Source organism: Candidatus Puniceispirillum marinum IMCC1322, from assembly GCF_000024465.1.
Classification (GTDB): Bacteria; Pseudomonadota; Alphaproteobacteria; order Puniceispirillales; family Puniceispirillaceae; genus Puniceispirillum; species Puniceispirillum marinum.
Genome location: NC_014010.1, coordinates 1623241 through 1648729 on the forward strand (window position 1 = coordinate 1623241; position 25489 = coordinate 1648729).

The window sequence follows — 25489 nt, forward strand, 5'->3', positions numbered from 1 at the left end:
TTGATAGTTTAAAGTCAAATTTCAGCCCTTTGTATCTGCATCACCTTCATCACGACGGTCATCCTGTCGATTGCCTGTATGCTGGCGTCTGTTATCAGGCTGGAAAAAATTATCTTGTGCAGAGGCCAATGGGATATCAGCCCAACTTGTTGTGTAATGGGGGGATCGGTATTTCTGTGGCGCATACCAGCCTCTAGGCCGCTTAAGCTGACCATATTGAATACTGCCGACGCCAAATTTCTGATTAATGACATCACAGCTTTCGATCAATTTGCTGTTACGCGGGTTTTCCGTATGGAACAGCATGTCCGGGCGCGCCTCTGCCCGGCAAAGATCCAGCAGCAGAATACCTGCCTTTTTATAGTGGTGGCCCGCACGATATATGTTTTTCAATATCTGCTGGGCTGCTTTGTGAATTTCCTGCGTGCTATTTGTGGCGGGGATCATGCCCATCGTCTGTGCATTCGAATATTGCGGCTGGTTCTGCTGGAACGCATTCGTCCGGATAAAAACACTAAGCCCGCCAGCCACCATCTTGCCCTTGCGCAATTTGGCTGCCGCCATAGTGGCAAAGGTTGATACAATATCATGCAGCGCGTCATAGTCGTCGATGCTTTTGCCAAAGCTTCGTGACACGCAAATACTTTGCTTATCTTGCTGTTGCGTATCCAGCGACAGGCATATCGTGCCACGCAATTCTAGCGCCGTCCGCAGACCTGTCACCCCCATATTTTTGCGGATCCAGCCATCTTGAAGGCGGGCAAAACCTGCGGCTGTCTGAATACCTTGTGCATTTAGCCTTTTGCCTAAACGCCGGCCTATGCCCCATATGTCGGTTATCGCCGTATTCTGCAAGGCACCCTCTAATTGGGCGGCTGTATCTATGCAATATACGCCGCGTGCCAACTTGTTCCTTTTGGCGATCCGGTTAGCCAGCTTGGCAAGTGTCTTGGTCTGGCCAATGCCCACTGATACCGGAATGCCAGTCCATTGTTTAACAGTGCGGCAAATATCATGGGCATAATCGACAAGCCCGTGCGGCGCGAAACCTGACAGATCGAGAAAACATTCATCAATCGAATATATTTCGGCTTGTGGCGCGAATGTCGATAATATGCTCATGACGCGATGGCTCATATCACCATAAAGCGTATAGTTGCTTGACCGGATCAATATCCCTTGCTGGCGAAACCTGTCCTTGTGTTTGAAATATACATCGCCCATCAGCACGCCGATCGCTTTGGCTTCGTTCGAACGCGCGATAACGCAGCCATCATTATTAGACAGGACAATGAGGGGCTTGCCTTCCAGCGCTGGCTGAAAAACGCGTTCGCAGGAACAATAGAAATTATTACAGTCGATAAGCGCGAACATTATTTCAAAGACCGGATACTATATGTGACAACACCCCATATATGACTGTCTTCGGGGATCTCCAGACAAGGATAGTCAGGGTTTTCAGACTGTAAAAACCAGCCTTCCTTATGCTGACCCAAACGCTTCACGGTGAATTCATTGTGAATCGTCGCAATCACAATGTCATTTATCTTTGGGGTTAAGCTGCGATCCACCATCAACAGATCGCCTGAATGAATGCCTGCCCCTGTCATCGAATCGCCTGCAACGCGCAGAAAAAATGTCGCCGCCGGATTTTCAATCAGATGCGCGTTCAGATCCAGAGTGCTATCGATATAATCCTCGGCAGGACTTGGAAACCCAGCAGAAACAAACGGAACGGAGATTGAGAACGATAATAGATACATGTACTGAACAAACTAAAACAACAAACAGAAAAAGAACATAACAAGAACATTTGGGAAAGCCAAGCGTGGAAATGTCTAAATTTCTGAATCAATTCAACTGGCCTTACCAATCACCACGTAACCAAAACAAATAAAGAGATAAAAATGGCAAAAGCATTTATTGCAGGTTTAATTTCAGTGAAAAATTTAGATGGTTTCGGCATGCGCATATGACCAATGCTCAATAATTAGGCATGCGCATAAATCAATTGAAAAACCCCTTGACCCGGAAAAGCATATAAACCTTTAATACCAAACGGTACATTATGTAATAATATTTCAGTAAAGGGAGAATACCGATGGGCCTATATGACAAACTCAACCAGACGATGGACAATAGAGACGTAGACGCATATACGCATTTGCTTCATGACGATTTTACCGTTGTCTTTCACAAATCAGGCAATTCTTTCCCTAAGGACGAATGGTGCTCAATGGTCAAAGAAATGATGGCTAACGAAAAATTTGTCCAGGAATCTTCACGCTTGGTCTATGAAAATGATGATATCATAGTTTCACATAGTTTTATGTCTTACCCAGATGATTCTAGAGAAGCTGTCATGTTAGTTGCCATGCTGAAGGATGGAAAAGTAATCCGCATGGAAACCGGCGCAACAAGTTTAAGTTAAATCTTAGACTGATATGTAAGCCTTTAAGGCTTACATATCAGTGATATAGGTGAGGTCATGGCGCCCGATGCCAGAGTTATATTCGGCTTTCAGGCACTTACATGCACAGCTAGATAAGCATTACCGCCAGTTTAGTAGCTCATACATATAGAGTCATATGGATGTCGTTGGCTAATTTTTCCATCAAATGCGAATATATCCAGCATGGCGTTATATCCTGCATCAGTAATGCTCATTTCTACAGGCCAGCATCCCATATTCTGATAGGCATGGATGCATTGCGTTAAGACCGCTTCATCAATTTGTGGAAATAGGGATTTTTCTGCTATTGCAATTTCTGCCGCAGGTCTGGTTGCCACATATTGTCTGGTTCTCGCATAAGCTCGACAAAAAGCTTGACCGTCTTCAGTTTTCAACCATTCCGGCATAGCCGCCAAACTAGAAAATGCACAAGGGCCAACCATCGGCCCTAGAGCCGCAACAACATAGCCAACGCCATCTGCTTCAAGTTGCTGAGGAGCAGGTCCTTGCTGATGTATATACTGACCTTGCCCCTGCCTATACGCAGCATCCATTTCCTTGGCGTTGCCGGAATCAATAATATTGATTTTAGCAATATCTATACCTGCTTTGTGGCAAGCATACTTGAACATTGTCATTGGTTGACCGCCATGATGCACAAGCACGTCAGCACCTTCAAGAGACGACCATTCAAAATCATTGTCATTATCCCGGCCGCTGATAAAAAATCCATCCATGTTGTTGATCAATGCAAAATGCCGCGCCTCAGGCTGATGGCCATTTTCCAGAGATGTGAAGCCCTGACTGATGGTAGATTGCACAACTTGTGCAGTGCCATCTTCCAGCGCATTTAAAGCCGACACCCCAGGCTCAGCGACACTCCAATCATATTCAAACCCTTCTTCAGCCAGAAAACTGCCTGTCATAGTTGAAATTAATGGTGAATAAAAAGCGGAGAACAAAGTAAATTGAAGATGAATTTTAGCCATCAAAGAAGCCCCAATAAATTTACATACTGTACTAATACTAACTCACAAAAGCACCCCATAGCTACCCACGTTTCTGGATATAATCAGCCTAATCAACCTCTACAAATCTCTGAAAAGAATTACTTGTGAAAATTACCCATTCATAATGAGGCATGCTTCAGATGAACGAGTGGCTATTTTAGCTGATTTGGTACGAAGGCTGATACTGACTCTGTCACTTCGGTAATGCTACCGCACATCAGCAGGAACACGCCTGACGAAGTGATAAATACCAAAACGGACACGGATATATGAGGATTGATTGTACGTCATTCTGTACGTCACCTGACCTGCTAGCCCAATAAATTATTACATATCAGTCATATAGGTGAGGTCATGGTGCCCGATGCCAGAATCGAACTGGCGATTGATGATTACGAATCAACTGTTATACCACTTAACTAATCGGGCTAATCTATAGCTCTAGGTGCCATATTTGGTATAATTTGCTTTACCAATTTTGACAATCCAGCTGTTTAGATCTGTCAATCTGGCTAATAAGACACGTCAGACAGGCTCATCAAACAACGGCGTCACCCGGTCTGGCCGTTGCCAGACAAGCTGGGCAAAGCTGTCGCAATCCGGGCAATGGCTTTGCCAGTCATCATGCAGGCTCCTACAGGCACCACATTGCCAGCCTTGCGGGCGCGGGGCTTTACTGGCCGCAACAAGGGCAGCATTGGCATCGTCCTGATGACCATGCGCTTGTGCAATACGTGCTGCCACCTGCCACGCATCGGCATCACGACGGCTTTCGGGTATCGCTGTGATCTGCCCTGCGGCTTCGCCATCCAGTCCCACATCAAGCGCCTGATTGGCAATAATGCACCGCGCCGCATCAGCTATATCCTCATCAGCTGGTATCAGCGTCATCAGCTTGGCAATAAACCCACCATCATTTACCTGCCATGCTGGCTTCAGCCGGTTGGCGACCTCGATATGCGGGATGATGCCAAAAGCCTTTTCCAGTACTTTAACCGCTTTCCGGTTAGCCCCTGTTTCAAGATATATATCGCTGAGCATAAGCACCGCTGGCAAAAATCCCGGCACGTCCTTGATAATTCGTATCAGCACCTTTTGCGCGCCCTGACGATCGGCATTCTGCGCATGTTCACACGCATCCATATATAGCAATGCCGTACGTTGTGACTGAATATTGTTGCCGTCTTCATCTGATCCCGATTGTCCAGATCGCCGCTGGCTAGCAAGCACATCAAGCGCTGGCAAGGCGGCTTGCCAATTATGTCTAGCCGCTTCAAGTTGGACGATATGCGCGGCTGCCAATGTCGATTTAGGCCGCAATGCCAACGCCTTGCGGGCCGATGCAAGCGCGGCATCAGGCGCATCATCATCAAGCGCTAATCGCATCATGCCTATATGCCCCAGAAACGCGCTGTCATCTTCGGCAATCAGGCTGGTGAAATATCGTCGCGCAGCTTGATGATCACCGGCCAGAGCCGAAGCCTGTGCGGCCAGTAGGTTGGTTAGTTGCGGCGCATCCAGCAAACGGCGCGCGCGTGCGGCCTGGCGCTTGGCTTCGGCGGGTTCACCTGCCGAAACCGCCATCAAACCCAATGTCAGCGCCTTATGACCGGCCACATCGCGGCGCTTCTGCACCGAACTGCCAAGCCAGCCTGGCAATGATTTTATCAGCCGGTAAAGCCGATCAAAAAACACCATGCCCAGCGCAAATATAATGACCAGCGCCACCGCAAGGCTGGTGCGCATCTCGAGCCGCCATCCCAGCCACTCGACCTGCACATGGCCTGGTTGCGCGGCCAGCCAACTCGCCGATGCCGCCGCGGCCAGAATGAACAGAAATAAAACCGCAAGCCGTATGAGCATTACCCAGCCTCGGCCATATCTGCCAGCACCGCGGCCACAAGCTGTGATATCGCCGCATCAAGCGCATAGCGCGCCATGGCCGCTGTCTGCCATTCGGTCAAAGCGGGCACATCACCCCCTTGCCATGCTTGCACCACCTTCAATGCGGCATCAAAATTCTGTATTGTTACAGCCGCCTCAAACGCCGCAAGCTGACCTTCGGGGCTATCAACCGCAAGGTCTGTCGCGCGCAGATTAACCAGCTTGCCAAGCTTGGCACCTGCTTGTCCCAGCAAGGAGTCATCCTCGTCTTTGCTATGTAATGTATCAGCCATGGCGGCAATCACCTGATCCGCATCACGCAGCAAGTCAGCACGGCTTGGTGGGTTTTGCACCAATATGGCAGAAAGGCTATCCACGTCAAAATCGAGACCACCTGTTATCACAAGCGCCTGTAAAATATTATCCCACTGGCTTACTGGACGACCAGCCATATTGTCAGCCAGTAAGCCACTAACTGCCACCAGCGCCGCTTGTGACAATATAGCGGCTGGTTGCGCTGGTTGCATGGGTTGCGACACATCACGCGACAACAGCTTGGCTGTTTCCGCTTCACCTGTTGGCACCACAGTGTCCGCGTCTGTTGTCTGGTCTGTTTTCGGGCCTAGGGCATCGGTAATCGATGATGATACTGCCCTGTCATTTGCCAGCGCAGCCATTGCCGCCAGATTATCTTCGACCTTGCTAAGACGCGTCGCCAGCATTGCTAGACGTTTTGCCGCTTCGTCACTTGCAACCGCGCCTGTTGGCAAAGCCGCGGCCTGTTGGGCAATCTTTGCTTCCAGATCAAGGCGGATCGCGCTATCGGCCTGTTTATTATCATCAACCAGCCCTTCCAGCGCGGTCAGCCGCAACGTCAAGGCATCCACCTGTTCGCGAACAACATCCTGTTGTCCCAAGGCGGTCTGATTTTGACTTTGATAAAGGCTGTATGACGCCACCGCGATGCTGATAACAGCCAGCGCCACTGCCGAGACAATGCCAGCAGACATCCCCGTAGCATTTTTTGCTGGTATGGTCGGTTCACGATCAGATGATGTGGCCGTTGCCGGTTTTTCGACCGCATCGCCTTCAATCGTATCAGCAGACGGTTTTTTTACCTTCGAAGTCATCCTGCACTGCCCTTATCTATTACCTGCCGCCTCTGGTTGGCCTGCCGATCCACTAATGTCGCGATCGCCAGAATACGGCTGCGAGACGGTCTTTTGCTGACCCATATATGTTGCCAGCCCGCCCCTGCCGCATCAGCAATCGCCGCACTGCCTGCGATGATGCTTACTCTGCTTCTATGTTGCCACAAATTTCCCGCTTTAAGCAATTCGACAAACAAGGCTGCCGTGCGCACTGACATAAGGATGACCGAAACCATTCCTCCATCTTCGAGATGCTGTGCAACTGCCGGATTGACAATTTCAACAGGAACCATGTCATAAACCGGCATATCAATGACGCTGATATCATGCGCCGCAAGGGCGGTCTGCATGTCAAAACTTTTTTGCTGTGCTGATGGCCATAGAACAGCCCGACCACTAGCCAGCTTTGCCGTCAGGATTTTCGGCACCAGCCCCGAACCCCCGCCATGGCCAACCGTTACATCCTTGAACCCCACCAACCGTGCTGCAATGCCTGTTGCCGTGCCGACAACAAAGACCGGCTTATCTAACCAAGCTGCCAGTCTTGGTGTTTCCAGTCTTGGTGTTTTGGCAAAACAGGCAACAGCATTTCGGCTAGTAAAAATCACCGCTGAAATCGTTTTCGAATCTGGGAGCTCATAGTGGGCATGTGGCACCAATCGCATCACCGGCATAGCCATAGCCGCCACCGCGCGTCTTTGCAGTGACGCCACATCACGCATCGCATCGGTATGAGGGCGAGTGGATAATGTCAGATGGTGCTTTTGATATGCCATCGTATCACTTTGCTTGATCCAGCTTGAACAATCGACAGGGCTATAATTTTAAACATAGCGCATTTTGCATAGTGATGCTGAGCTTTATTATCCGGCGCTTTCAAAATTGCTGTTCTGGCCTAGGCCAGAAAACCACGTCCACCCGCATCATCAAGCAACGCCACACCAACTTTGATACCAAGCGCTACCGCCTCATCCTTGCTAGCTGTCATTGTTCGACGAAAGGCGGCGCTACCATCGCTGCTAAGCACCATACCATCCAGACGAAGTGTCTTATCATCAACAAAGCGGGCGCTGGCGGCAATGGGTGTGTGACAGGATCCGTCAAGATGCGCCAGCATCGCACGTTCGGCAGTAACCTCGATCGTACTATTGACACATGCCAGTGGGGATATCGCATCAAACACCGCTTGCTGGCGTATCGCCTTTTCACCTTGCGCCAGGCTTGGGTCACATAGCTGAACGGCCAATGCGCCTTGCGCCGCCGCCGTCGGCATCAGCTTTTCGTCAAGCGGGGTATAATCAAGCGACAGTTTCAGACGTTTCAGCCCCGCAACCGCCAGAATGATCGCGTCATAATCACCCTGATTGAGCTTGGCAATCCGTTTATTGATATTGCCACGCAAAAGCTTGATACGCAGATCGGGGCGATGATGAAGCAATAACGCTCGGCGTCGCACTGAAGATGTGCCCACGATAGCACCATCAGGCAGCGCATCAAGATCCGCATAGCTTCCAACCAGCGCATCACGGCGGTCTTCACGTGGCAAAACCGCACCAATCATTGTACCAGCGGCAAAATCACTTTCCATATCTTTCATGGAATGCACAGCCGCATCACTTTCTCCGGCTAGCAGACTGCGTTCCAGCTCTTTAATGAAAACACCTTTACCGCCTACCTCGACAAGCGGCCGATCAAGAATAAGATCACCCTTGGTGGTAAACGGTTCAATCCGGCTTGCAACCGGTTTCAAGGCCACCCGCACAAGTTCGGCCTGCGCCATCGCAAGCGTTGACGCACGACTGGCAAGCACAAGAGGGGTGGCAAAAAAATAACTAGCGTCAGGTTTCATCACCGCCATATCTAATGCGCCAACGCCCGCTTGCATAGCCCAAAAAAACGCCAAAAAATCTAGTGTCATCTGCTTGCGCCATGATACCATGCCGCAAATTTCGATATTGTGACCTGAAAATCTGGAAAGACCCCCCTAATGGCAAAAGATTTTACCATCCTTGGCATCGAAAGCAGTTGTGACGAAACCGCCGCCGCCATCGTCAGTGCCGATAAATCGATCCATGCCAATAAAATTGCGTCACAAATCGAAACCCACGCCAAACATGGTGGGGTTGTTCCCGAGGTTGCCGCACGAGCACATCTGGATATGATTGATGATGTTATTGCCGCGGCACTTGCCGATGCTGATATGACATTTGACGATATTGACGGTATTGCCGCCACTGCTGGGCCTGGTCTTATTGGCGGGGTTATTGTTGGCACTGTTGCGGCCAAGGCAATCGCCGCCGCCAGATCCATCCCCTATTATGCTGTCAATCATCTTGAAGGCCACGCGCTTAGCGGCCGCTTATGCAGTGATATCGGTTTTCCCTATCTTTTATTGCTGGTGTCTGGCGGACATACCCAGCTTCTGGCGGTCACCGCGCCTGGCACATATCATCGCATGGGCACAACGATGGATGATGCCGCTGGCGAGGCTTTTGACAAATGCGCTAAAATCATGGGGCTTGGCTATCCGGGCGGCCCTGCCATTGAAACTGCCGCCGCCTCAGGTGACGCCAAATCGATTCGTCTGCCACGCCCATTACGCGGCGCAGATAATTGTCATTTTTCCTTTTCCGGACTGAAAACCGCTTTGGCTACAAAACTGGCGCATTTAGGCGGTGTCCAGACAGCGCCAATTCATGATCTAGCGGCCAGTTTGCAGGCCGCCATTGCCGATTGCCTTGCCGACCGCACTAAACGCGCGATGCAGATTTTCGCCACCCAAACCAGCACCAGCCACACCAGCACCACCAACACCCTTGTCATTGCTGGCGGCGTTGCTGCCAATAAGGCTATTTTTGCCCGGCTTCAGACCGAAGCTGATGCGGCTGGATTTCAGATTATTGTGCCACCGGCAAAATTATGCACAGACAATGCCGCGATGATCGCTTGGGCAGCGCTTGAACGTCACGACCAGCCAGACCAGCTGGATTTTGAACCGCGCCCCCGCTGGCCACTTGATCCCGCCGCTACCCCACCACCTGGTCGTGGGGTGCGTCAATGACCATGACGCCGGTAATCATAGGGGGCGGTAGCTGGGGATGCGCCATTGCCAGTGCCTTAATCCGCACAGGCCAGCATGTTGAGCTTTTGGTGCGCCGTCAGGCAACCGTCGATGCGCTTGCCGCTGGCCAATGTATGCAATTGCCTGATGCCGCACAGATGCCACCAATGGCAGCCAGCCTTGCACCTGCATGCCTGCAAACGGCCAGTATGATTTTTGTTGTTGTTCCGGTTGCCGCCAATCCAGCCGCCTTTGATACCATTGCCACGCATGGAACAGCTGGTGTACCGGTCATTTTATGTGCCAAGGGTATCTCAAGCCATAATGGCCAAGACGCCCAACTCCTGACCCATGCCGCACAACAGGCGTTACCTGATCATCCGATCGCGGTCTTTTCTGGACCCAGTTTTGCTGATGAGGTTTTAGCTGGCCTTCCTGCCGCCCTTGTTGCCGCCTCAACATCACCCGCGGTTCTAGAGATGATTCAAACCGCCTTTCAGCATAGCAATATCCGCGTTTATACCCATAATGATCCCGATGGGCTGGCGCTGGCGGGGGCGATGAAAAATGTTGTTGCCATTGCCGCCGGATGCGCCGTGGGGCTGGGGCTTGGCGACAATGCCAAGGCGGCAATCATCACCCGTGGACTGGCCGAAATCGCCCGCCTGAATCATGCCATTGGCGGCGATGCCGAGACCATTTTTGGACTTGGTGGCGTTGGCGATCTGGCGCTAAGCTGTGCGGGGCCACATTCGCGTAACATGGCTTTTGGCCTTGCCCTTGGCGCTGGTGATGCTGTGCCGGACAAGCTTGCCGAAGGTAGCCGCACCGTCGCCGCATTGGCGTTAATGGGGCGTCACAAAAAGGTTGATCTGCCAATCACCAATGCGATTGACATGGTGCTGAACCATGGACAGAATTTAGATGACGCCGTCAAGGCATTGCTGGCGCGCCGCCCCGGCACCGAATGAGATAGGCCACATAAGATAGGCTTAAAGACCTGAAAGGAGACGATAGCCATGCAATATTGGCTCTTGAAATCCGAACCATCATCATGGTCATGGCAAGACCAGCTAGATCGCGGCGACGCTGGCGAAGGCTGGGATGGTGTCCGCAATTATCAGGCTTCAAACAATATGAAAGCGATGCAGATTGGTGATCTGGCCTTTTTTTATCATTCGGTAAATGAAAAACAGATTGTGGGCATTGTTGAAATCTGTGCGCTTTATCATCCTGATCCTACCGATGCGTCAGGTCGTTTTGGCATGGTCACGGTCAAGGCGGTCAAAAACGTCAGCAAACCGGTAACACTTGCCAGCATCAAAGCCGATGAACGACTTCAAGATATGGCGCTGGTCCGGCAAGCACGCCTATCGGTAACACCCGTCACCGAACCACAATGGCGTATCATCATGGATATGGCTGAAACGACGATCTAGAGTCCCTTCATCAGCACCTATTCACCGTCATTCTTGCTACGATGGATAAAATAAAGATTGCGGAAATAAATGAACAGGCCAAGACCCTGTCCACTGATAATCACCGGATCTTGCCGCCAGATAGCATATAACAGCAGAACACTGCCGCCACCTATCGAGAAATACCAGAATGCCAGCGGAATGACTGACCGTCCCTGACCTTCAGAGCTCAACCATTGTAAAATAAACCGCATCGCAAACAGGCCCTGTCCGGCAAAACCGACAATCACCATGATCTGTTCGGGATGCGTGGCAAGACTGGCTGGCAAAAACGGAAACACAGTCAATAGCACCGTTGCGATAGCACCAACGGCCACTTCAATCTGGCCAGACATAAGTTCGATCATTCTATGACCCTTTTTTGGTACGTAGGGGTTTTTTGGGGGGGTTGGGGCGTTTTTGGGAACGTTTTGGGGCGGCAATCTCGATCACCGCATCATGCCGTGGTGCCCGTTTTAACAACCATATAACACCCATAATATCTGAAATGCCAACCACTAGCCGATCCAGAACCTTATATTTTGACTGTCCTTGCGTTCGTGCCCGATGCGCCACAGCAACGCCGGTTACCCCACCTCCATGACGGCGGACAAGGCTTGGCATAAAGCGATGCATGTGATTGAAAAACGGAAGCTCGATGAACAGATCCCGATGCAGAATCTTGATCCCGCAGCCTGAATCGGGATGCGTATCACCAAGCAGGGCTTTGCGGATCCATTTTGCAATCCGTGACGCCTGTAACTTTAACGCTGTATCCTTGCGCTTTTGCCGGATGCCTGCGGCCATCCCGCGTTCCGGATAATCAGCCAGCAAGGCGGCTTCTAATGCCGGAAAGTCACTTGGCACATTCTGTCCATCACCATCCAGAACCGCAATCAGATATCCGTTCGCCGCCAGCAACCCCGAGCGCAAGGCCGCGCTTTGACCTGCCCGCTTGGCATGTCGTAAAACACGTAATTGCGGAATCGCGCGCTGGCTGTCGGATAGTTCATCCGCGGTGGCGTCGGTACTCGCATCATCAATATAGATTATTTCGAATGTTCGTCCATTCATCACGGTCACGATTTCATCGATAAGCGGACGGATATTACCCGCCTCATTCATAACAGGGACCAATACCGATATATCGATATCCGCTTTCCGCGATATGTTTGCCGTATTTTGCGCCATGAATTAACCAACCATCTGGTAGAGCTACGAAATTATTACCGCTTCTTAACCTGTGCGGCTAGTGCCGTCAAACATCTGCACACGATAGATGAGCATTATTGTAGATTGCCCCTTTGATATATTGATACCGCTGACTTGTATCGGCGTGTCCAGCTTCAGCCCCAGCGCTTTGGCTGTTTCCAGAAACGCGTCATGTTCGCGGCTTTCGACAAGCGCAACACCACCTGACGCTTCCCCAAGAAAAAATGCGGCTTCGCGCCCATTCAAAAGCAGTAGATCCTTACCCAGCAGAAACACCAGTGATGGCTCGTGATAGCCTGCCGCCGCAATCGCTGGTGGCGGGGCGGGCATCTGGGCAATTACCTTATTGATGGCTGTTGATAGATGAATACGGTGCAAGGCAGGTAGCAGTCCGGCAATCGCAAAAATGTTAAACGCCATAGCCGCCGCCAACATCATGCCAAGCGGGCGGATATTCTGCGTCAAAATCCATTGCAGGCCAAACCAGCTTGCACCTGCCGCCGCAATCATCCCAAGTCCGGCAAAAGCAAAGGCGGTAACGCTATTTTCGCCCCCATAATTCATCGCCCCCCAGATCAACAACATCGCAAAAATCACCGCCACAAGAAGACTTAGAAATTCGAACGCCGTGATCGTATAGCGCGCCAGTTTGGCTTGTGGCAAAGCTGTTCGGATACCAACAACACATAGCAACGCAAGGGCTGGTAAGACGGGTAATGGATAATGCGGTAATTTAGTTGGCGTCAGCTCGATGACAAACCAGAACGGCACCAGCCATGCCACGAGGAAACGGGCGTCGCTATTGGCCAGAATCTGCTTTAAACTAAGAAGCGCACGCGGCAATAGCAAACAGGCTGGCCATAATAGAACAGCAAGCAAAACCAGATATGTTCCCGGTGGGGCACCATGCGATTCTTGACCTGACTGAACCTTGGCCAGAAAATCACCCTTTATGGCAATATCCAGAAACGCCCCATCGGTTGCCAGACTCACCAAAGTTGCCCAAGGCAGAACAAGCGCTGCCACGATTGCCAAGCCCGACAGCACGCGCATCCGGCGCAACAACCCCAGATCACGATGCCAGATAACTAATGACAATGCAGTTAATAAGGCCAGCAATGGCGCAATCGGCCCCTTGACCAGAACCGCCAGCCCCATAATCACCCAGAACGCCAGAAACGCTGATCGAGGCGGTGTTGTGCCAGCAAGATAGGCGCGATAGATCATCAATAGTGACAATTGCTGCCACACACATAACCCCATCAGCATGGCATCGGTCTTGGCCAGATGCGCTTCGGCAAACACCACCAGACTGGTGCCAAGAAAGGCTGTCCCTATCAAGGCCAATCGCGGTTGATATAGCAAAAGTCCAGCTCGATAGGTGCCAACCAGCGCCAGCAAAAGCCCCAGCAGGCTGGGCACGCGATACACCGCTATATCCTCATCACCAAATAACTGCGCGCTGACTGATTGAAGCCAATAAATACCAACTGGTTTTTTGGCGCGCAACTCATCCTGAAACCGCACGGTGACGAAATCGCCACTTTCAACCATCTGTTTGCTAGCCTGGGCAAAACGCGCTTCGTCACGATCCATTGGCGGCACCACCTGATGCCCGACCAGAACAAAGGTGGTCAAAAGCCCAAGAAGCAGATATAAAATCGAACGGTGTGAGATAAGGGACAAACCCGTTTCCTTTGCGCATCCACGCTACCAGTTAAGACGCGTTCATAGGTTTAGGCAATTTACCACTAAATGAACAGCCCTGATCGTAATAAGCCAATGCGCTTTGGGACATTGCTTTCACCTTCAACCTATATCGCCGTAAATATTTTAGATTGCCGTGAAATATTTTAGACTGACTTAACCAGTTTATTCATCATTGACAGATTTCCAGAAAGCCGCCTCCATGTCCACAAACATAAATGACCCTATCGCACAGACGCGCTGGCGACATATATGGTCACTGTCATGGCCAATTTTCCTTGCCAATATAACGGTGCCGCTGGTCGGGGCGGTTGATGCGGCAATGATGGGGCGGCTTGATAATGTCGCCTATATAGGGGGTGTCGGGCTTGGCGCCTTGATTTTCAATTTCATCTATTTTGGCTTTGGTTTCTTGCGCATGGGCACAACCGGACTTGTTGCCCAGGCGCATGGCCGCAATCTGCCAGACGAAATTGTAAATTTGCTGGAACGCGGTTTATTTCTGGCTTTATCGTTTGGCGTCATATTGATTCTAGCCATGCCGGTGATCAAATGGATCGCCGTGATCAGCTTTGCTGGCAGTGCCGATGTTGAAGCCCTGATGGTATCCTATCTCAATGTCCGGCTTTTTGCCGTTCCGGCTGCGCTAGCGAATACGGTTCTGATTGGATGCCTGTTTGGCCGCCAGAATATGCTGCTGTGCATGACGCATCTGCTGATTGTCAATGTGCTGAACTTGATTCTCAATATCGGCTTTGTGCTTGGCTTGGGCATGGATGTCGAGGGCGTTGCGCTAGCCTCGGCAATCGCCCAATGGACAGGTTTTATCGTGACCTTTGGCTTGATGAAATGGCAATGGGGACGCATCCTCGATGGGTTTATCAAGCATCTATTCTCTGGCCTGTTCACCGGCACCTCACGCTGGTTGCAATGGGACGCATTTGGCGATTTTTTCCGCCTTGGTCGGGATATTTTTATCCGGACTATGCTATTGCTGGCATGCGAAGCCATACTTTTGAATCAGGCGGCACAGCTTGGTGATCTCGAACTGGCGGCCTGTCATCTGATGATGGTGATTTTTACCATGATTGCATTTGGTCTTGATGGATTTGCCCATGCTGCCGAAGCGCTGGTGGGGGCGGCGATTGGCCGTAATGATCGGGGTATGCTCGATCGGGCTATTTGGCGCACAAACAGTCTGGCCGTCCTGACCGCGATCCTGATTGCGCTGATTATCTGGCTTGGTCGCGATATCATAATTGGTTTGCTGACCCAGCAAAGTGATCTTTTTGCACTGACCGCGGCCCATTGGATATGGATAGTTATGATCGCCCCTGCCTCATGTCTTGCCTTTCAACTTGATGGTATTTTCATCGGCGCAACGCGCGCCAGCGAAATGCGTAATGCGATGATCATATCGGCAATTCTGTTTGTGGTTCTAATCTGGGGGTTACGCGGCTATGGCATTGCGGGCCTGATGAGTGCCTTTACCATTTATCTTGCCTTGCGCGGCTTCACCCTTTGGCTATATCTTGGGCGCGTCCGCAAAATGGCAGGACATAATTAAACAGCGGAACCGGTGCATGGCTGACATATTTTCTAACGCAACTGATTTTGGCCTAATGGAGCCATCATCTGAACCTGACACTGTTCTGCCGCTATATGTGGTCACCACCAAAAGCTGGCAGGCGTGGTACCAAGCCGCAGCCGATCATCATCAACGCTGGATTGACGGTCAGGGATTCACACCAAAGCCTGGTCGTGTCATCACCTTGCCAGGCCAGGATGGCACCCTCGCCGGGGCGGTCGCTATCATCAGCGACCAGCCAATCTGGGATGCCGCCACAATTGCAAATGCTTTACCGGTACAGACATGGCAAATCGATCATCACGCGCTTGGCACCAGCTTTGATGACAGCTTCCTGCTTGGCTGGGCATTGGCGCATTACCGTTACACGACCTATCGCGACAAACCCGCACCCGCGCGCGCCTCGATCATGGTGCCAGCAGAGTCTGACTCAACCCGCATTATGGGGCTGGCCAGCGGCACCTATCTTGGGCGCGACATGATTAATATGCCCCCCAACAAGATGAACCCAGCAGGGCTTGAAGACACCGCGCGGGCATTGGCCAAAACCCATAAAGCCAAAATCACCGTCATTGCAGGCGCCAAGCTGGCATCGGATTTTCCAGCCATTGATTGTGTTGGCCGGGCGGCTGAATGCCCACCACGCCTGATCGATATGCGCTGGGGTAAAAGCGGCCCGAAAATCACCCTGATTGGCAAAGGCATTACCTTTGATTCTGGCGGCCTTGATCTGAAACCATCCAAAGCGATGGAGATGATGAAAAAGGATATGGGCGGTAGTGCCATCGCCCTTGGTCTTGCCAACGCGCTGATGCACGCCAATGTGCCGATAAAGCTTCGTGTGCTTGTTCCAACAGCCGAAAATGCCGTATCGGAACGATCCATGCGGCCACTTGATATTATCGACACACGTGCCAAGCTAAAGGTCGAAATCGGCAATACCGATGCCGAAGGCCGTCTGGTGCTGGCTGATGCCATCACCTATGCGCTTGAAGACGAGCCTGATCTCATGATTGATTTTGCAACCCTGACAGGCGCGGCGCGTGTTGCCCTTGGCACCGAATTGCCCGCCTTGTTTGCGAATGATGATAATGTCGCCCGTGCGATCATTGATGCCAGCAACAAGGCACATGATCCGCTTTGGCAATTGCCTTTATTCGATGATTACGACCGTCATCTTGATGCGGGCTATGCGGCCATGTCCAGCACCGGTGCCAGCGGCTATGGCGGGGCGATCACGGCTGCGCTGTTTCTGCGCCGCTTTGCTGGTACTGACAGCAACTGGGCACATATTGACGTGATGGCATGGAATCTGTCTGCACGTCCAGGTCGGCCAAAAGGCGGTGAAGTCATGAGCTTGCGCGCTTTATTCGACTATATTGATGGGCTTGCCCATAGCTAGATCATAACCTAGCTGGATTACAAGCGCCTAATAGCCCCGATCCCAGTCAACCTTATTTGCTGGCACCTTGCCTGCCATGATATCCGTGATCGCTGTCGCCACCTGTCTGGCGGCGGTTTGTGGATTGGTTTGTGCCGCCACATGCGGCCAGACCACGATTTTCGGATGTGTCCAGAAAGGATGCGTTGCGGGTAGAGGTTCGGTGCCAAAAACATCCAGTGCCGCGCCGCCGATTTTACCGCTATCAAGTGCTGCCAGCAAATCATCTTCAACCAGCTGACCACCCCGCCCCCCATTGATCACAAAGGCGCCATCGGCCAGCCTAGAAAAAAAGTCAGTATTCATGATGCCGCTTGTTGTTGGGGTCAGGGGTAATACCGACACGACAATATCCGTATCTGCCAGAAATGACGGCAATGCATCCATACCGGCAAACATCTCGACATCATCAAGCGTCCGTTTGGTTCGTGTCCAGCCTTTGACCTTGAACCCCAGACTGGCAAAGCGTGAGGCAATAACACTGCCAATCGCACCCACGCCCATAATGCCGATCACCGCGCCTGTGGCTGGACGTTGTTCAAGCGGCTTCCATAATCTTTCAGCTTGCTGGGCGCGATACTGCGCTCCATCACGCCACATATCCAGCGCATTCAGGATCGCCCAATGGCTTAGCGCATCTGACATATCCGGATCAACCAGTCGCACCAAGGGCACCGAACGCGGGGTGGTGTCGTCACCCATCATATGATCAACACCCTGACCTTGCATGATAATGCCGCGCAGATTCGGCATCTTTGCCAACAACCCTCTTGGTGGTGCCCAGACCAGAGCAATATCTGCGTGCATGCCAGCATCCGATTCCAGATCAACAACATCAAAATCAGATAGTAATGGCGTCAGCCGCTGGCGCCACATCGCGCGATCATCATTATTCCCGTAAAACCCAATCGAAATCATGCCTATCGTCCTATCAAAATGTAGCAATTAACCATATCGCTATGGTGCGCCTAGTTTTGGATCAGGGCAATGATAGCCTGATGAAGTGCGGCTGTTCCAGCACAGACAAGACTGCTGGTGCTGGCAAGGTCGATATCATTACCATCAAAGTCAGTCACAATCGCACCCGCCCCGCGCATCACCTGAACCACGCCCATGATATCATGCGGCGCCAGACTATCCTCAATCACCGCATCGATATAGCCCGCCGCCAGAAGCCCGAAATTATGACAATCGCCGCCATAATTGGTGATGTTTGCCTGCGCACTGATTTTATTGAACGCGGCTAGGCCATGCGGCGAAAAGGCTTCGGGCGATGTGGTTGCAATGTTGGCCACAGCAATCGTCGTTACCTCACTGGCACTCAGCTTGTCCCCATTCAACGTGCTGCCATCCGCCGTACCGATATAGGTTTCGTCAAGCACCGGCATATCGATCAGACCCGCGATAGGCCGGTCATTATGCGTAACCCCGACCAATGTGCCAAAGGTGGGCTTGCCGCTGACAAAGGCCTTGGTGCCATCAATCGGATCAATCACCCATTTATAGGGACTGCTTCCGGCACCTTTATCCCCCGACACAGCTTCGCTGAGGCCAAATTCTTCGCCAACAATACTATCATCGGGAAACTGCGCGGTAATCGCCCCACGCAAGGCCTGTTCGACCGATCTATCGGCGATGGTAACAGGACTGCTATCGGCTTTTGTCATGACCTCGGGAAGCGCCCGGAAATATGACGTTATGATGGGGCGTGACAATGTTGTCAGATGCGCCAAAAACAAAGCCAGCTCGTCTGTGTCGAGCTGGCCTGCGCTAGTTGCTGAAAATATATTAGCTGTCGGTACCATTCGCCGCTGTTTCTGCCGCGATATCTTCGGCGCTTGGCAGGGCGACCGGAGCGTCTGCTTGCTGACGAAGCCAGGCGATCATATTCGCACGATCACTAGGCTTCTTCAGGCCGACAAAATTCATCTTGGTGCCAGGCATATAGGCTTTTGGTTTCGCCAGAAAGGCGTTGAGCGCGGCATAATCCCACGCGCCACCAAAACCTGCCATCGCCGCTGAATAGCTGAAACCATCAGCAGCGCCTTTTGCGGCATTAACAATATTCCACAATGCCGGGCCAACCTTGGCCGCGCCACCAGCGTTAAACACATGGCACGCTGTGCATTTCTTGGACAGCTTTTCACCCGCGGCAATATCAGCATCCGCCAGCATCGCCATAATCGGCTCAGGCCCCTTATCAACAGGCGCGGCATCTGCAACAGCCGATGCTTCTGGCACCTCGATCTGATAGGCATTTTCAGCAAGATCACTATGCGGCACCATAACGTCTGCCAGCTTGGCACCTGCCAGCATCAACAAGCCTGCCATAATAAAACCAGCAAAGAGTTTGTTAAATCCCAATTCGTCCATTGAACTTCCCGAAGCCGGGCTCCTCATAAATCACATTGCAGTCAATCGGCACTAGGTCACATAAACACGCAAGGCACCAATCACCCGCAGGATAAATACCGAAATTATCGCCGTCTCTCAACCCCAACATCACTGATTTGGATTATTTACTTTGCGAAAACCACAAATATGTGATGAATTGCCACAATCATGGCAAAAAAGAACGCAAAAATCATCATTATTCCAGCGCGCATGGTAGCGAGCCGCTTGCCAGGCAAACCACTCGCTGAAATCGCCGGAAAACCTATGATTCAGCATGTCTGGGAACGTGCTTTAGACGCTGATATCGCCCCTGTCTATGTTGCGACAGATGATCGCGGTATCGTCGATATCATCACATCGGCTGGTGGTCAGGCTGTCATGACACGCACAGATCATCCATCTGGCTCGGATCGGGTCTATGAAGCGGTTGAACTCATCGATCCGGATCGGCATATCGACCATATTTTGAATCTGCAAGGTGACTTGCCCGAATTGTCGCCTGAAATTCCCGCGCTCCTGGCTGATTGTCTCGAAACAACAGGCGCTGATCTGGCCACTTTGGTGACCAAAGCCAGTACCGAAGAAGCCAACCGTCCGCAGGTCGTAAAAGCTGTGGTCAGCTGGCAGGATAGCGGGTTTGGCAATGCGCTCTATTTCAGCCGCGCCGCGATCCCGACCGGGGCAGAGACGCTATATCATCATATTGGTGTTTATGGCTGGACGCGTGCAGCTCTAGCCCGCTTTGTATCCTTGCCACCATCGCCGCTTGAACAAGCCGAAAAACTCGAGCAGCTGCGCGCCTTGGAAGCAGGCATGCACATAGCCACTGGTTACATTGACATTGCGCCGGGTGGAATCGATACTGCAGACGATTTGGAACGTGCGCGCCAGCGTATGTCAAAATAGGCACTTCGCCTTTTCAAACATCAACTATGAGGTACATTGTGAGTGATAGCCCAACGCAAATAGCTGGCAAAAAAGTCGCCTTCCAAGGCGTTCCCGGTGCCTATTCGCATATGTCTTGTCGCGCTGTCATGCCTGATGTCGAGGCGGTACCCTATCCTTCTTTTGAAGATATGCTGACTGCTGTCCAGCATGGCGACGCTGACTGGGCGATGGTGCCAGTTGAAAATTCGATCGCAGGGCGTGTGGCTGATATTCATCATCTGCTACCCGGATCAGGACTGTTCATCACGGGCGAGCATTTTCAGCGGGTCAACCACCACCTTCTTGCCCCTCGCGGTGCCACGATTGAAGACCTTGTCGAAGTGCATAGTCATGCACAGGGACTGGCGCAATGCCGCGAACGTCTGCACAAGCTGGGTCTGACACCGATCATGCATAGTGACACGGCAGGCGCTGCCAAGGACGTTGCGGCGCGTGGCGACAAGCATATTGGCGCCATTGCCTCTCGGCTTGCTGGCGAGATATATGATCTGGATGTGCTGATTGAATCAGCCGAAGATGCCGAACATAACACCACCCGCTTCTTGATTATGGCGCGTGAAGCTGTGACACCTATACGTGCCGATATGGCCTCTGATACAGCCATGGTCACAACCATGGTATTTAGCCTACGCTCGGTTCCGGCAGCACTTTATAAGGCACTTGGTGGATTTGCCACCAACGGCATTAATCTGACCAAGCTTGAATCCTATATCCGTCCCGGATTTCACGAATCGGCACAATTCTACATGGATGTTGATGGTCATATTGACGATCCGGCCATGCAGAATGCGATGGAAGAATTGCATTTCTATTGCCAGAAAGATGCGGTGCATGTGCTTGGCACCTATCCAGCCAGCCGTCTGCGTGGTCGAGACATGGACACGCCGCCGCTTTAAGCACCACCACTTATATAAAAAACTTGTCGATTGCATAGGATTGCCGCATATATGTCAGCAGGAAGGCTGGGTGGACGTTACCCCCGCCAATCCGGTCAGGTCCGAAAGGAAGCAGCCGCAGTGGGACGTTTACGGGTCGTCCAGTCTTCCGCTTTCGCCAGATATTTATCCCCAGATATTTATGTTTTGTTAAAAATGATTCAGCCATCCTCTTGGGCATTCGCATTCTTCGGGGTAACATGTATCCTCAAAAGCGTAACTTTGGTACTGAGCAAGAGGTAATGTCAGCAACATGAACGAAACGGCCACTACAGCCTACCGTGTTCTGGCACGCAAATACCGTCCCGAGACGTTTTCGGCGTTGATCGGACAGGATGCGCTGGTACGCACTCTCGGCAATGCTTTATCGCTTGGTCGTCTGGCACATGCCTTTGTCCTGACTGGCGTGCGCGGCGTTGGCAAAACCTCGGCCGCACGTCTGCTTGCCAAAGGCCTGAACTGTATAGGGCCTGATGGAAATGGCGCTGCGACGCTAGAGCCATGCGGCACATGCGAGCCTTGCACGGCGATTGCTGCTGGTCGCCATGTTGATGTTCTGGAAATTGATGCCGCCAGCCATACGGGCGTTGATGATGCTCGTGAAATTATCGAAGCGGTTAATTACCGGCCCGTATCGGCACGTTTCAAAATCTATATCATCGACGAAGTTCATATGATGTCCAAAAGCGCCTTTAACGCGCTTCTCAAAACACTCGAAGAGCCGCCCGATGCGGTAAAATTCATTTTTGCCACTACCGAAATCCGCAAAGTGCCAGTGACCATCTTGTCACGCTGTCAGCGTTATGATCTGCGCCGTGTGCCTGCGACTTTGCTGGCCTCGCACCTAGAGATGATCTGCGGCAAGGAAGACATTAAAGCCGAAGCTGGTGCGCTAGCCGCCATTGCTAGCGCCGCCGAGGGATCGGTTCGTGACGCCCTGTCCTTGCTGGATCAGGCCGCCGCCATGACAGCCGATACATTATCTGCCGAATCGGTTTCTGACATGCTGGGCCGACCCGGACGTGCCGAGGCTTTAGCCTTGTTAAAATCGGTTTTGGCAAATGACGTCGCCAGCGCGCTAGCATCCTTTAACGATATCTATCAACGTGGCGCCGAGCCTGAAATGCTGATCGCTGATTTGCTTGATATCGTCCATAGTGCCAGCCTATGCGCAACCGGCGGTTCCAGCGCCACATTGATCGAGGGTGAACGCGCGTCTATCGAAGAACTCGCCACACTTGGTATCGCCAAGCTAGGACGTGCATGGCAAATTTTACTCAAAGGCCATGGTGAACTGAATGCCGCGCCAAACCCTGCCAATGCTTGTGAAATGCTATTGATACGTCTGGCGCATGCTGCGCAGATGCCAAGCCCTGATGAAATTCTGCGCGCGTTACCCGAGGCCACTGCTGGCAATGCGGCGACAATATCCACCGCATCATCAAGCCCCTCTGCCAGTGCCTCGCCCACATCTACGGACATACCAGCACCCGCATCAACAGCGACGCCAACAACCACTATGTCCACCAGCCCAACTGGCACCCCAACTGGCACACCAACAAGCACAATGTCAGGCGCCCCATCAACCAATGTTGCCATCCAGCACCAGCCTGACCAGCAAACGGTGCCAGCCCAGAATACCGATGCCGATGCTGATGCCGCGCCAGATCGTCTGGCAGCAAACGACACACCGCCATTGAACACGCTTGCCGATATTGCCACTTTGGCCGAAGATAAAGGCGAGATGCTTTTGGCGGCATTGATCCGCAATCATGTGCGGCTTGTCGCATTGCAACCCGGATTATTGGAAATCGCCTTGTCAGGCAAACCGCCAGAAAAATTTCTTGGCGACCTTGCCCAGCATTTACGGCATTGGACTGGCGCGCGCTGGCTGGTGTCTTTATCTGACGAGACTGCTGGCAAAACCCTTGCCGAAGCCAAGGCTGATGCCGCGGCAGTACGTCTTGATACGATCGCCAAAACGCCGCTTGTTGCCAAAATTATATCTGTATTTCCTGGCGCAACGATCGAAGATATCAGTGCCATTGATGCACCCGTCACCGATCCGGACAAAGACACCGACACCGACACCTATAATGAAGAGGATCCTGACTGATGCGCAATATGATGGGCATGATGAAAAAGGCACAGGAAGTCCAGAGCCGCATGCAGTCTTTACAGGATGATATGGCCAATGCCCGTTTTTCGGCCAGCGTTGCCAGCGATGCTGTCACCGTCACGGTCAATGGCAAAGGCCACCTTCAAGCCGTAAAGATCGCACCGGACGCCCTTGCCACTAATGACAGCGACATGCTCGAAGACCTCATTCTGCTGGCCAGCAATCGGGCATGTGACGAAGCAAATAAAGCGATGAAAGCGCAGATGGCCGACATAACCGGCGGATTAGACCTGCCACCGGGCATGAATCTGCCCTTTTGATTGCCTGCTCTTTTGATTGATGACCTCGCACTATATGTCCACTGACTAGGTATAATGATCTGACATGGATTCATCACTGGAAAATCTGATCCGGCGTCTTGGCCGGCTTCCTGGTCTTGGCCCCCGTTCGGCGCGGCGTGCGGTGCTGTTCCTGTTGAAAAACCGTGACCGGTTGATGTTACCACTTGCCCAGGAGTTACATGATATCGCCCGCACCGTGCGCCCCTGTGTCGATTGCGGTAATCTTGATACAGCCGATCTGTGCCATATTTGCAGGGATGACCGGCGCGATAAAAGCCGTATCTGTGTTGTTGAGGATGTTGGCGACCTCTGGGCAATGGAACGTGCGGCGGTATTTCGCGGCCGCTATCATGTTCTTGGTGGCACATTGAGCGCACTTGACGGGCGCGGCCCTGATGATCTGGCTATTGATCGATTGCTCCGCCGGGCACAGGCTGGCGAAGTTGTTGAGATAATTCTGGCGCTATCGGCCACTGTCGATGGCCAGACAACCGCGCATTATATTGCCGAAAAACTGGCACCATCCAATCTTGATGTGACACGGCTTGCGCATGGCGTGCCAGTTGGCGGTGAACTTGATTATCTGGATGATGGCACCTTGGCACAAGCCCTCAAGGCCCGCGCCAAAATGAACTAGCAAAAGTGAACTAGCCAAGCAGATCGCCGGATGATTTCTCCGGCGGCATATCGTCAACGGCTTTTGCATCGATCACTTCGATCTCGGCAATTTTATCACCGCGCGAAGTAATCTTGCGTGTCGATGTCTGAATGTCGGCAATATCCTTTTCGGCTTGCGAAAAATGCGATGCCAGCTTGGCCACCCGGTCATCCAGCCGCCTGACATCCTGCATCATTGTATCGACCTGCGTCTGGATCAGGCCTGCCGCTTCATGCATCCGCGCATCCCGCAAAATCGCCCGCACCGTATGCAGGATCAGCATCAGATTATCCGGTCCTGCCATATAGACATGTTTGCGGCGGCTTTCGTCAACCAGACGCGGCAGTTGAATATTGATCTCGGCATAGACCGACTCGGATGGCAGAAACAGGATCGCGCTTTCGGCTGTTTCCCCCGGCACGATATATTTATCGGCAATGTCATTGATATGTTTTTTGACATCGGCTTCCAGCCCACGGCGCGCCATATCACGGCTTGGCTCATCAGCGGCATCGACAAGCCGCCTATAGCTTTCTAGCGGAAATTTGGAATCGATACAGATCGCACCTGGTGGGTTCGGCAAGGCCAGCAGGCAATCAACACGCTTGCCGTTACCCAATGTCGCCTGAAAGTCATAGGCACTATCCGGCAAGGCATCACGCACCAGATTTTCCAGCTGGACTTCACCGAAACTGCCACGCGCCTGCTTATTTGACAGAATGTTCTGCAACTGCGTAACCTGCCCACTCAGCGCTGAAATATGGGCATTGGCTTCGCTTATAACGACGAGCTTTTCCGCCATACCATTCAGCTGCTTATTTGTCCGTTCATTCTGATCGCGCATAGATTGTTCCAGCCTTGTGCCAATTCGGCCTTCGGTTTCGGACATTTGCGAGGCAATGACGCGTTGCAATTCAGCCGACTGGTTGGACAGCTGCGATAGCTGGCCGCGCAATTCGGCCAGCCCGTCATCTGATTGCGGTGATGCTTTGTGCCGTGACATGCTGACAAATACCATCACAGCTATGATCGCGATAACCCCAAGCAGGATCATTTCAAGCGCTGACATCTACTGACCTCTTCTTTAGTCATTTGCCCAAACGAGATATTTCACGTCGGGATATTCCACCT

General features: G+C 52.0%; 25 protein-coding genes, 1 tRNA gene and 1 other RNA gene. 12 read left to right on the forward strand and 15 right to left on the reverse strand.

Annotation, left to right across the window (positions count from 1 at the left end):
* Positions 1 to 21: 21 nt before the first annotated feature.
* Positions 22 to 1374: a Y-family DNA polymerase gene (locus SAR116_RS07560; RefSeq protein WP_013046338.1), complete on the reverse strand. Its 1353-nt coding sequence runs from the start codon at positions 1372 to 1374 to the stop codon at positions 22 to 24.
* Complete coding sequence (locus SAR116_RS07565) at positions 1374 to 1763, reverse strand: LexA family protein (protein WP_013046339.1); 390 nt, start codon at positions 1761 to 1763, stop codon at positions 1374 to 1376. Before SAR116_RS07565 ends, SAR116_RS07560 begins: the two co-directional genes overlap by 1 nt.
* A gap of 338 nt (positions 1764 to 2101) precedes the next feature.
* On the opposite strand from SAR116_RS07565, the gene SAR116_RS07570 reads away from it, so the two are divergent.
* Complete coding sequence (locus SAR116_RS07570; RefSeq protein ID WP_013046340.1) at positions 2102 to 2431, forward strand: nuclear transport factor 2 family protein; 330 nt, start codon at positions 2102 to 2104, stop codon at positions 2429 to 2431.
* A 131-nt stretch (positions 2432 to 2562) separates the two neighbouring features.
* Here the strand turns inward: SAR116_RS07570 and SAR116_RS07575 are convergent, their stop codons facing one another.
* From SAR116_RS07575 to hemC, 6 genes are all read right to left on the reverse strand, one after another.
* Positions 2563 to 3441 carry an ABC transporter substrate-binding protein gene (locus tag SAR116_RS07575; RefSeq protein ID WP_013046341.1) on the reverse strand — a complete coding sequence of 293 codons (879 nt, stop codon included), beginning with the start codon at positions 3439 to 3441 and terminating at the stop codon, positions 2563 to 2565.
* A 376-nt stretch (positions 3442 to 3817) separates the two neighbouring features.
* Positions 3818 to 3891 (reverse strand) — tRNA-Thr (locus tag SAR116_RS07580).
* A 96-nt stretch (positions 3892 to 3987) separates the two neighbouring features.
* A complete protein-coding gene (locus SAR116_RS07585) occupies positions 3988 to 5325 on the reverse strand; it encodes a heme biosynthesis protein HemY (RefSeq protein WP_013046342.1) in 1338 nt (445 codons plus the stop codon).
* Positions 5325 to 6476: a hypothetical protein gene (locus tag SAR116_RS07590; protein ID WP_013046343.1), complete on the reverse strand. Its 1152-nt coding sequence runs from the start codon at positions 6474 to 6476 to the stop codon at positions 5325 to 5327. Before SAR116_RS07590 ends, SAR116_RS07585 begins: the two co-directional genes overlap by 1 nt.
* Positions 6473 to 7273, reverse strand: a complete 801-nt coding sequence (locus SAR116_RS07595) for a uroporphyrinogen-III synthase (RefSeq protein WP_013046344.1) — start codon at positions 7271 to 7273, stop codon at positions 6473 to 6475. The genes SAR116_RS07590 and SAR116_RS07595 overlap by 4 nt, the downstream gene beginning before the upstream one ends.
* 119 nt (positions 7274 to 7392) lie before the next feature.
* Complete coding sequence (gene hemC, locus SAR116_RS07600; protein ID WP_238531131.1) at positions 7393 to 8415, reverse strand: hydroxymethylbilane synthase; 1023 nt, start codon at positions 8413 to 8415, stop codon at positions 7393 to 7395.
* 69 nt (positions 8416 to 8484) lie between these two features.
* On the opposite strand from hemC, the gene tsaD reads away from it, so the two are divergent.
* Genes tsaD through SAR116_RS07615 form a run of 3 tightly spaced genes read left to right on the forward strand, consistent with a single transcriptional unit; the run spans position 8485 to position 10997 of the window.
* On the forward strand, positions 8485 to 9558 hold the full coding sequence (gene tsaD, locus SAR116_RS07605) for a tRNA (adenosine(37)-N6)-threonylcarbamoyltransferase complex transferase subunit TsaD (RefSeq protein ID WP_013046346.1): 1074 nt from the start codon (positions 8485 to 8487) through the stop codon (positions 9556 to 9558).
* Complete coding sequence (locus tag SAR116_RS07610) at positions 9555 to 10529, forward strand: NAD(P)H-dependent glycerol-3-phosphate dehydrogenase (protein ID WP_013046347.1); 975 nt, start codon at positions 9555 to 9557, stop codon at positions 10527 to 10529. Before tsaD ends, SAR116_RS07610 begins: the two co-directional genes overlap by 4 nt.
* A 48-nt stretch (positions 10530 to 10577) precedes the next feature.
* A complete protein-coding gene (locus SAR116_RS07615; protein ID WP_013046348.1) occupies positions 10578 to 10997 on the forward strand; it encodes an EVE domain-containing protein in 420 nt (139 codons plus the stop codon).
* Positions 10998 to 11014: 17 nt separating this feature from the next.
* Here the strand turns inward: SAR116_RS07615 and SAR116_RS07620 are convergent, their stop codons facing one another.
* The 3 genes from SAR116_RS07620 to SAR116_RS07630 form a co-directional block, all read right to left on the reverse strand.
* The gene (locus SAR116_RS07620) at positions 11015 to 11269 is read right to left on the reverse strand and encodes a lipid-A-disaccharide synthase N-terminal domain-containing protein (RefSeq protein ID WP_049757583.1); all 255 of its coding nucleotides are present in this window, start codon (positions 11267 to 11269) and stop codon (positions 11015 to 11017) included.
* Between the two features lie 115 nt (positions 11270 to 11384).
* Positions 11385 to 12206, reverse strand: a complete 822-nt coding sequence (locus tag SAR116_RS07625) for a glycosyltransferase (protein ID WP_013046350.1) — start codon at positions 12204 to 12206, stop codon at positions 11385 to 11387.
* A 45-nt stretch (positions 12207 to 12251) separates the two neighbouring features.
* On the reverse strand, positions 12252 to 13913 hold the full coding sequence (locus SAR116_RS07630; protein ID WP_013046351.1) for an ArnT family glycosyltransferase: 1662 nt from the start codon (positions 13911 to 13913) through the stop codon (positions 12252 to 12254).
* Between the two features lie 223 nt (positions 13914 to 14136).
* On the opposite strand from SAR116_RS07630, the gene SAR116_RS07635 reads away from it, so the two are divergent.
* Both SAR116_RS07635 and SAR116_RS07640 read left to right on the forward strand, forming a co-directional pair.
* The gene (locus tag SAR116_RS07635) at positions 14137 to 15501 is read left to right on the forward strand and encodes an MATE family efflux transporter (protein WP_013046352.1); all 1365 of its coding nucleotides are present in this window, start codon (positions 14137 to 14139) and stop codon (positions 15499 to 15501) included.
* Positions 15502 to 15517: 16 nt separating this feature from the next.
* Entirely contained in the window at positions 15518 to 16924 is a 1407-nt protein-coding gene (locus SAR116_RS07640) for a leucyl aminopeptidase family protein (protein WP_013046353.1), read from the forward strand.
* Between the two features lie 27 nt (positions 16925 to 16951).
* On the opposite strand, the gene SAR116_RS07645 is transcribed toward SAR116_RS07640, so the two are convergent.
* From SAR116_RS07645 to SAR116_RS07655, 3 genes are read right to left on the reverse strand one after another with little or no spacing between them, the layout of a single operon-like run.
* Positions 16952 to 17881 (reverse strand): 2-hydroxyacid dehydrogenase, encoded by a 930-nt coding sequence (locus SAR116_RS07645; RefSeq protein WP_013046354.1) that lies wholly within the window; start codon positions 17879 to 17881, stop codon positions 16952 to 16954.
* Between the two features lie 50 nt (positions 17882 to 17931).
* Positions 17932 to 18768 carry an inositol monophosphatase family protein gene (locus SAR116_RS07650; protein WP_013046355.1) on the reverse strand — a complete coding sequence of 279 codons (837 nt, stop codon included), beginning with the start codon at positions 18766 to 18768 and terminating at the stop codon, positions 17932 to 17934.
* On the reverse strand, positions 18752 to 19336 hold the full coding sequence (locus SAR116_RS07655) for a c-type cytochrome (protein WP_013046356.1): 585 nt from the start codon (positions 19334 to 19336) through the stop codon (positions 18752 to 18754). Before SAR116_RS07655 ends, SAR116_RS07650 begins: the two co-directional genes overlap by 17 nt.
* A gap of 189 nt (positions 19337 to 19525) precedes the next feature.
* On the opposite strand from SAR116_RS07655, the gene SAR116_RS07660 reads away from it, so the two are divergent.
* The 6 genes from SAR116_RS07660 (at position 19526) to recR (ending at position 24337) form a co-directional block, all read left to right on the forward strand.
* Positions 19526 to 20263, forward strand: coding sequence for a 3-deoxy-manno-octulosonate cytidylyltransferase (locus SAR116_RS07660; protein ID WP_013046357.1), 738 nt, complete (start codon positions 19526 to 19528; stop codon positions 20261 to 20263).
* Positions 20264 to 20301: 38 nt separating this feature from the next.
* On the forward strand, positions 20302 to 21201 hold the full coding sequence (locus SAR116_RS07665) for a prephenate dehydratase (protein WP_013046358.1): 900 nt from the start codon (positions 20302 to 20304) through the stop codon (positions 21199 to 21201).
* 59 nt (positions 21202 to 21260) lie between these two features.
* Positions 21261 to 21355, forward strand: an RNA gene (ffs, locus tag SAR116_RS13495) — signal recognition particle sRNA small type.
* A 138-nt stretch (positions 21356 to 21493) separates the two neighbouring features.
* Complete coding sequence (locus SAR116_RS07675) at positions 21494 to 23356, forward strand: DNA polymerase III subunit gamma/tau (protein ID WP_013046359.1); 1863 nt, start codon at positions 21494 to 21496, stop codon at positions 23354 to 23356.
* Entirely contained in the window at positions 23356 to 23679 is a 324-nt protein-coding gene (locus SAR116_RS07680; RefSeq protein ID WP_013046360.1) for a YbaB/EbfC family nucleoid-associated protein, read from the forward strand. The genes SAR116_RS07675 and SAR116_RS07680 overlap by 1 nt, the downstream gene beginning before the upstream one ends.
* Before the next feature lie 64 nt (positions 23680 to 23743).
* Positions 23744 to 24337 (forward strand): recombination mediator RecR, encoded by a 594-nt coding sequence (recR, locus tag SAR116_RS07685; RefSeq protein ID WP_013046361.1) that lies wholly within the window; start codon positions 23744 to 23746, stop codon positions 24335 to 24337.
* A gap of 10 nt (positions 24338 to 24347) precedes the next feature.
* Here recR and SAR116_RS07690 read toward each other — a convergent pair whose 3' ends face one another.
* Positions 24348 to 25427: a DNA recombination protein RmuC gene (locus tag SAR116_RS07690; RefSeq protein ID WP_013046362.1), complete on the reverse strand. Its 1080-nt coding sequence runs from the start codon at positions 25425 to 25427 to the stop codon at positions 24348 to 24350.
* Positions 25428 to 25489 lie beyond the last annotated feature (62 nt).

Excerpts from the sequence above, each read along its gene's own strand:
- SAR116_RS07560 (WP_013046338.1), bottom strand. The coding sequence starts at position 1,374 with ATGTTCGCGCTTATCGACTGTAATAATTTCTATTGTTCCTGCGAACGC.
- SAR116_RS07565 (WP_013046339.1), bottom strand. The coding sequence starts at position 1,763 with ATGTATCTATTATCGTTCTCAATCTCCGTTCCGTTTGTTTCTGCTGGG.
- SAR116_RS07570 (WP_013046340.1), top strand. The coding sequence starts at position 2,102 with ATGGGCCTATATGACAAACTCAACCAGACGATGGACAATAGAGACGTA.
- SAR116_RS07575 (WP_013046341.1), bottom strand. The coding sequence starts at position 3,441 with ATGGCTAAAATTCATCTTCAATTTACTTTGTTCTCCGCTTTTTATTCA.
- SAR116_RS07585 (WP_013046342.1), bottom strand. The coding sequence starts at position 5,325 with ATGCTCATACGGCTTGCGGTTTTATTTCTGTTCATTCTGGCCGCGGCG.
- SAR116_RS07590 (WP_013046343.1), bottom strand. The coding sequence starts at position 6,476 with ATGACTTCGAAGGTAAAAAAACCGTCTGCTGATACGATTGAAGGCGAT.
- SAR116_RS07595 (WP_013046344.1), bottom strand. The coding sequence starts at position 7,273 with ATGGCATATCAAAAGCACCATCTGACATTATCCACTCGCCCTCATACC.
- hemC (WP_238531131.1), bottom strand. The coding sequence starts at position 8,415 with ATGACACTAGATTTTTTGGCGTTTTTTTGGGCTATGCAAGCGGGCGTT.
- tsaD (WP_013046346.1), top strand. The coding sequence starts at position 8,485 with ATGGCAAAAGATTTTACCATCCTTGGCATCGAAAGCAGTTGTGACGAA.
- SAR116_RS07610 (WP_013046347.1), top strand. The coding sequence starts at position 9,555 with ATGACCATGACGCCGGTAATCATAGGGGGCGGTAGCTGGGGATGCGCC.
- SAR116_RS07615 (WP_013046348.1), top strand. The coding sequence starts at position 10,578 with ATGCAATATTGGCTCTTGAAATCCGAACCATCATCATGGTCATGGCAA.
- SAR116_RS07620 (WP_049757583.1), bottom strand. The coding sequence starts at position 11,269 with ATGGTGATTGTCGGTTTTGCCGGACAGGGCCTGTTTGCGATGCGGTTT.
- SAR116_RS07625 (WP_013046350.1), bottom strand. The coding sequence starts at position 12,206 with ATGGCGCAAAATACGGCAAACATATCGCGGAAAGCGGATATCGATATA.
- SAR116_RS07635 (WP_013046352.1), top strand. The coding sequence starts at position 14,137 with ATGTCCACAAACATAAATGACCCTATCGCACAGACGCGCTGGCGACAT.
- SAR116_RS07640 (WP_013046353.1), top strand. The coding sequence starts at position 15,518 with ATGGCTGACATATTTTCTAACGCAACTGATTTTGGCCTAATGGAGCCA.
- SAR116_RS07645 (WP_013046354.1), bottom strand. The coding sequence starts at position 17,881 with ATGATTTCGATTGGGTTTTACGGGAATAATGATGATCGCGCGATGTGG.
- SAR116_RS07650 (WP_013046355.1), bottom strand. The coding sequence starts at position 18,768 with ATGGTACCGACAGCTAATATATTTTCAGCAACTAGCGCAGGCCAGCTC.
- SAR116_RS07655 (WP_013046356.1), bottom strand. The coding sequence starts at position 19,336 with ATGGACGAATTGGGATTTAACAAACTCTTTGCTGGTTTTATTATGGCA.
- SAR116_RS07660 (WP_013046357.1), top strand. The coding sequence starts at position 19,526 with ATGGCAAAAAAGAACGCAAAAATCATCATTATTCCAGCGCGCATGGTA.
- SAR116_RS07675 (WP_013046359.1), top strand. The coding sequence starts at position 21,494 with ATGAACGAAACGGCCACTACAGCCTACCGTGTTCTGGCACGCAAATAC.
- SAR116_RS07680 (WP_013046360.1), top strand. The coding sequence starts at position 23,356 with ATGCGCAATATGATGGGCATGATGAAAAAGGCACAGGAAGTCCAGAGC.
- recR (WP_013046361.1), top strand. The coding sequence starts at position 23,744 with ATGGATTCATCACTGGAAAATCTGATCCGGCGTCTTGGCCGGCTTCCT.
- SAR116_RS07690 (WP_013046362.1), bottom strand. The coding sequence starts at position 25,427 with ATGTCAGCGCTTGAAATGATCCTGCTTGGGGTTATCGCGATCATAGCT.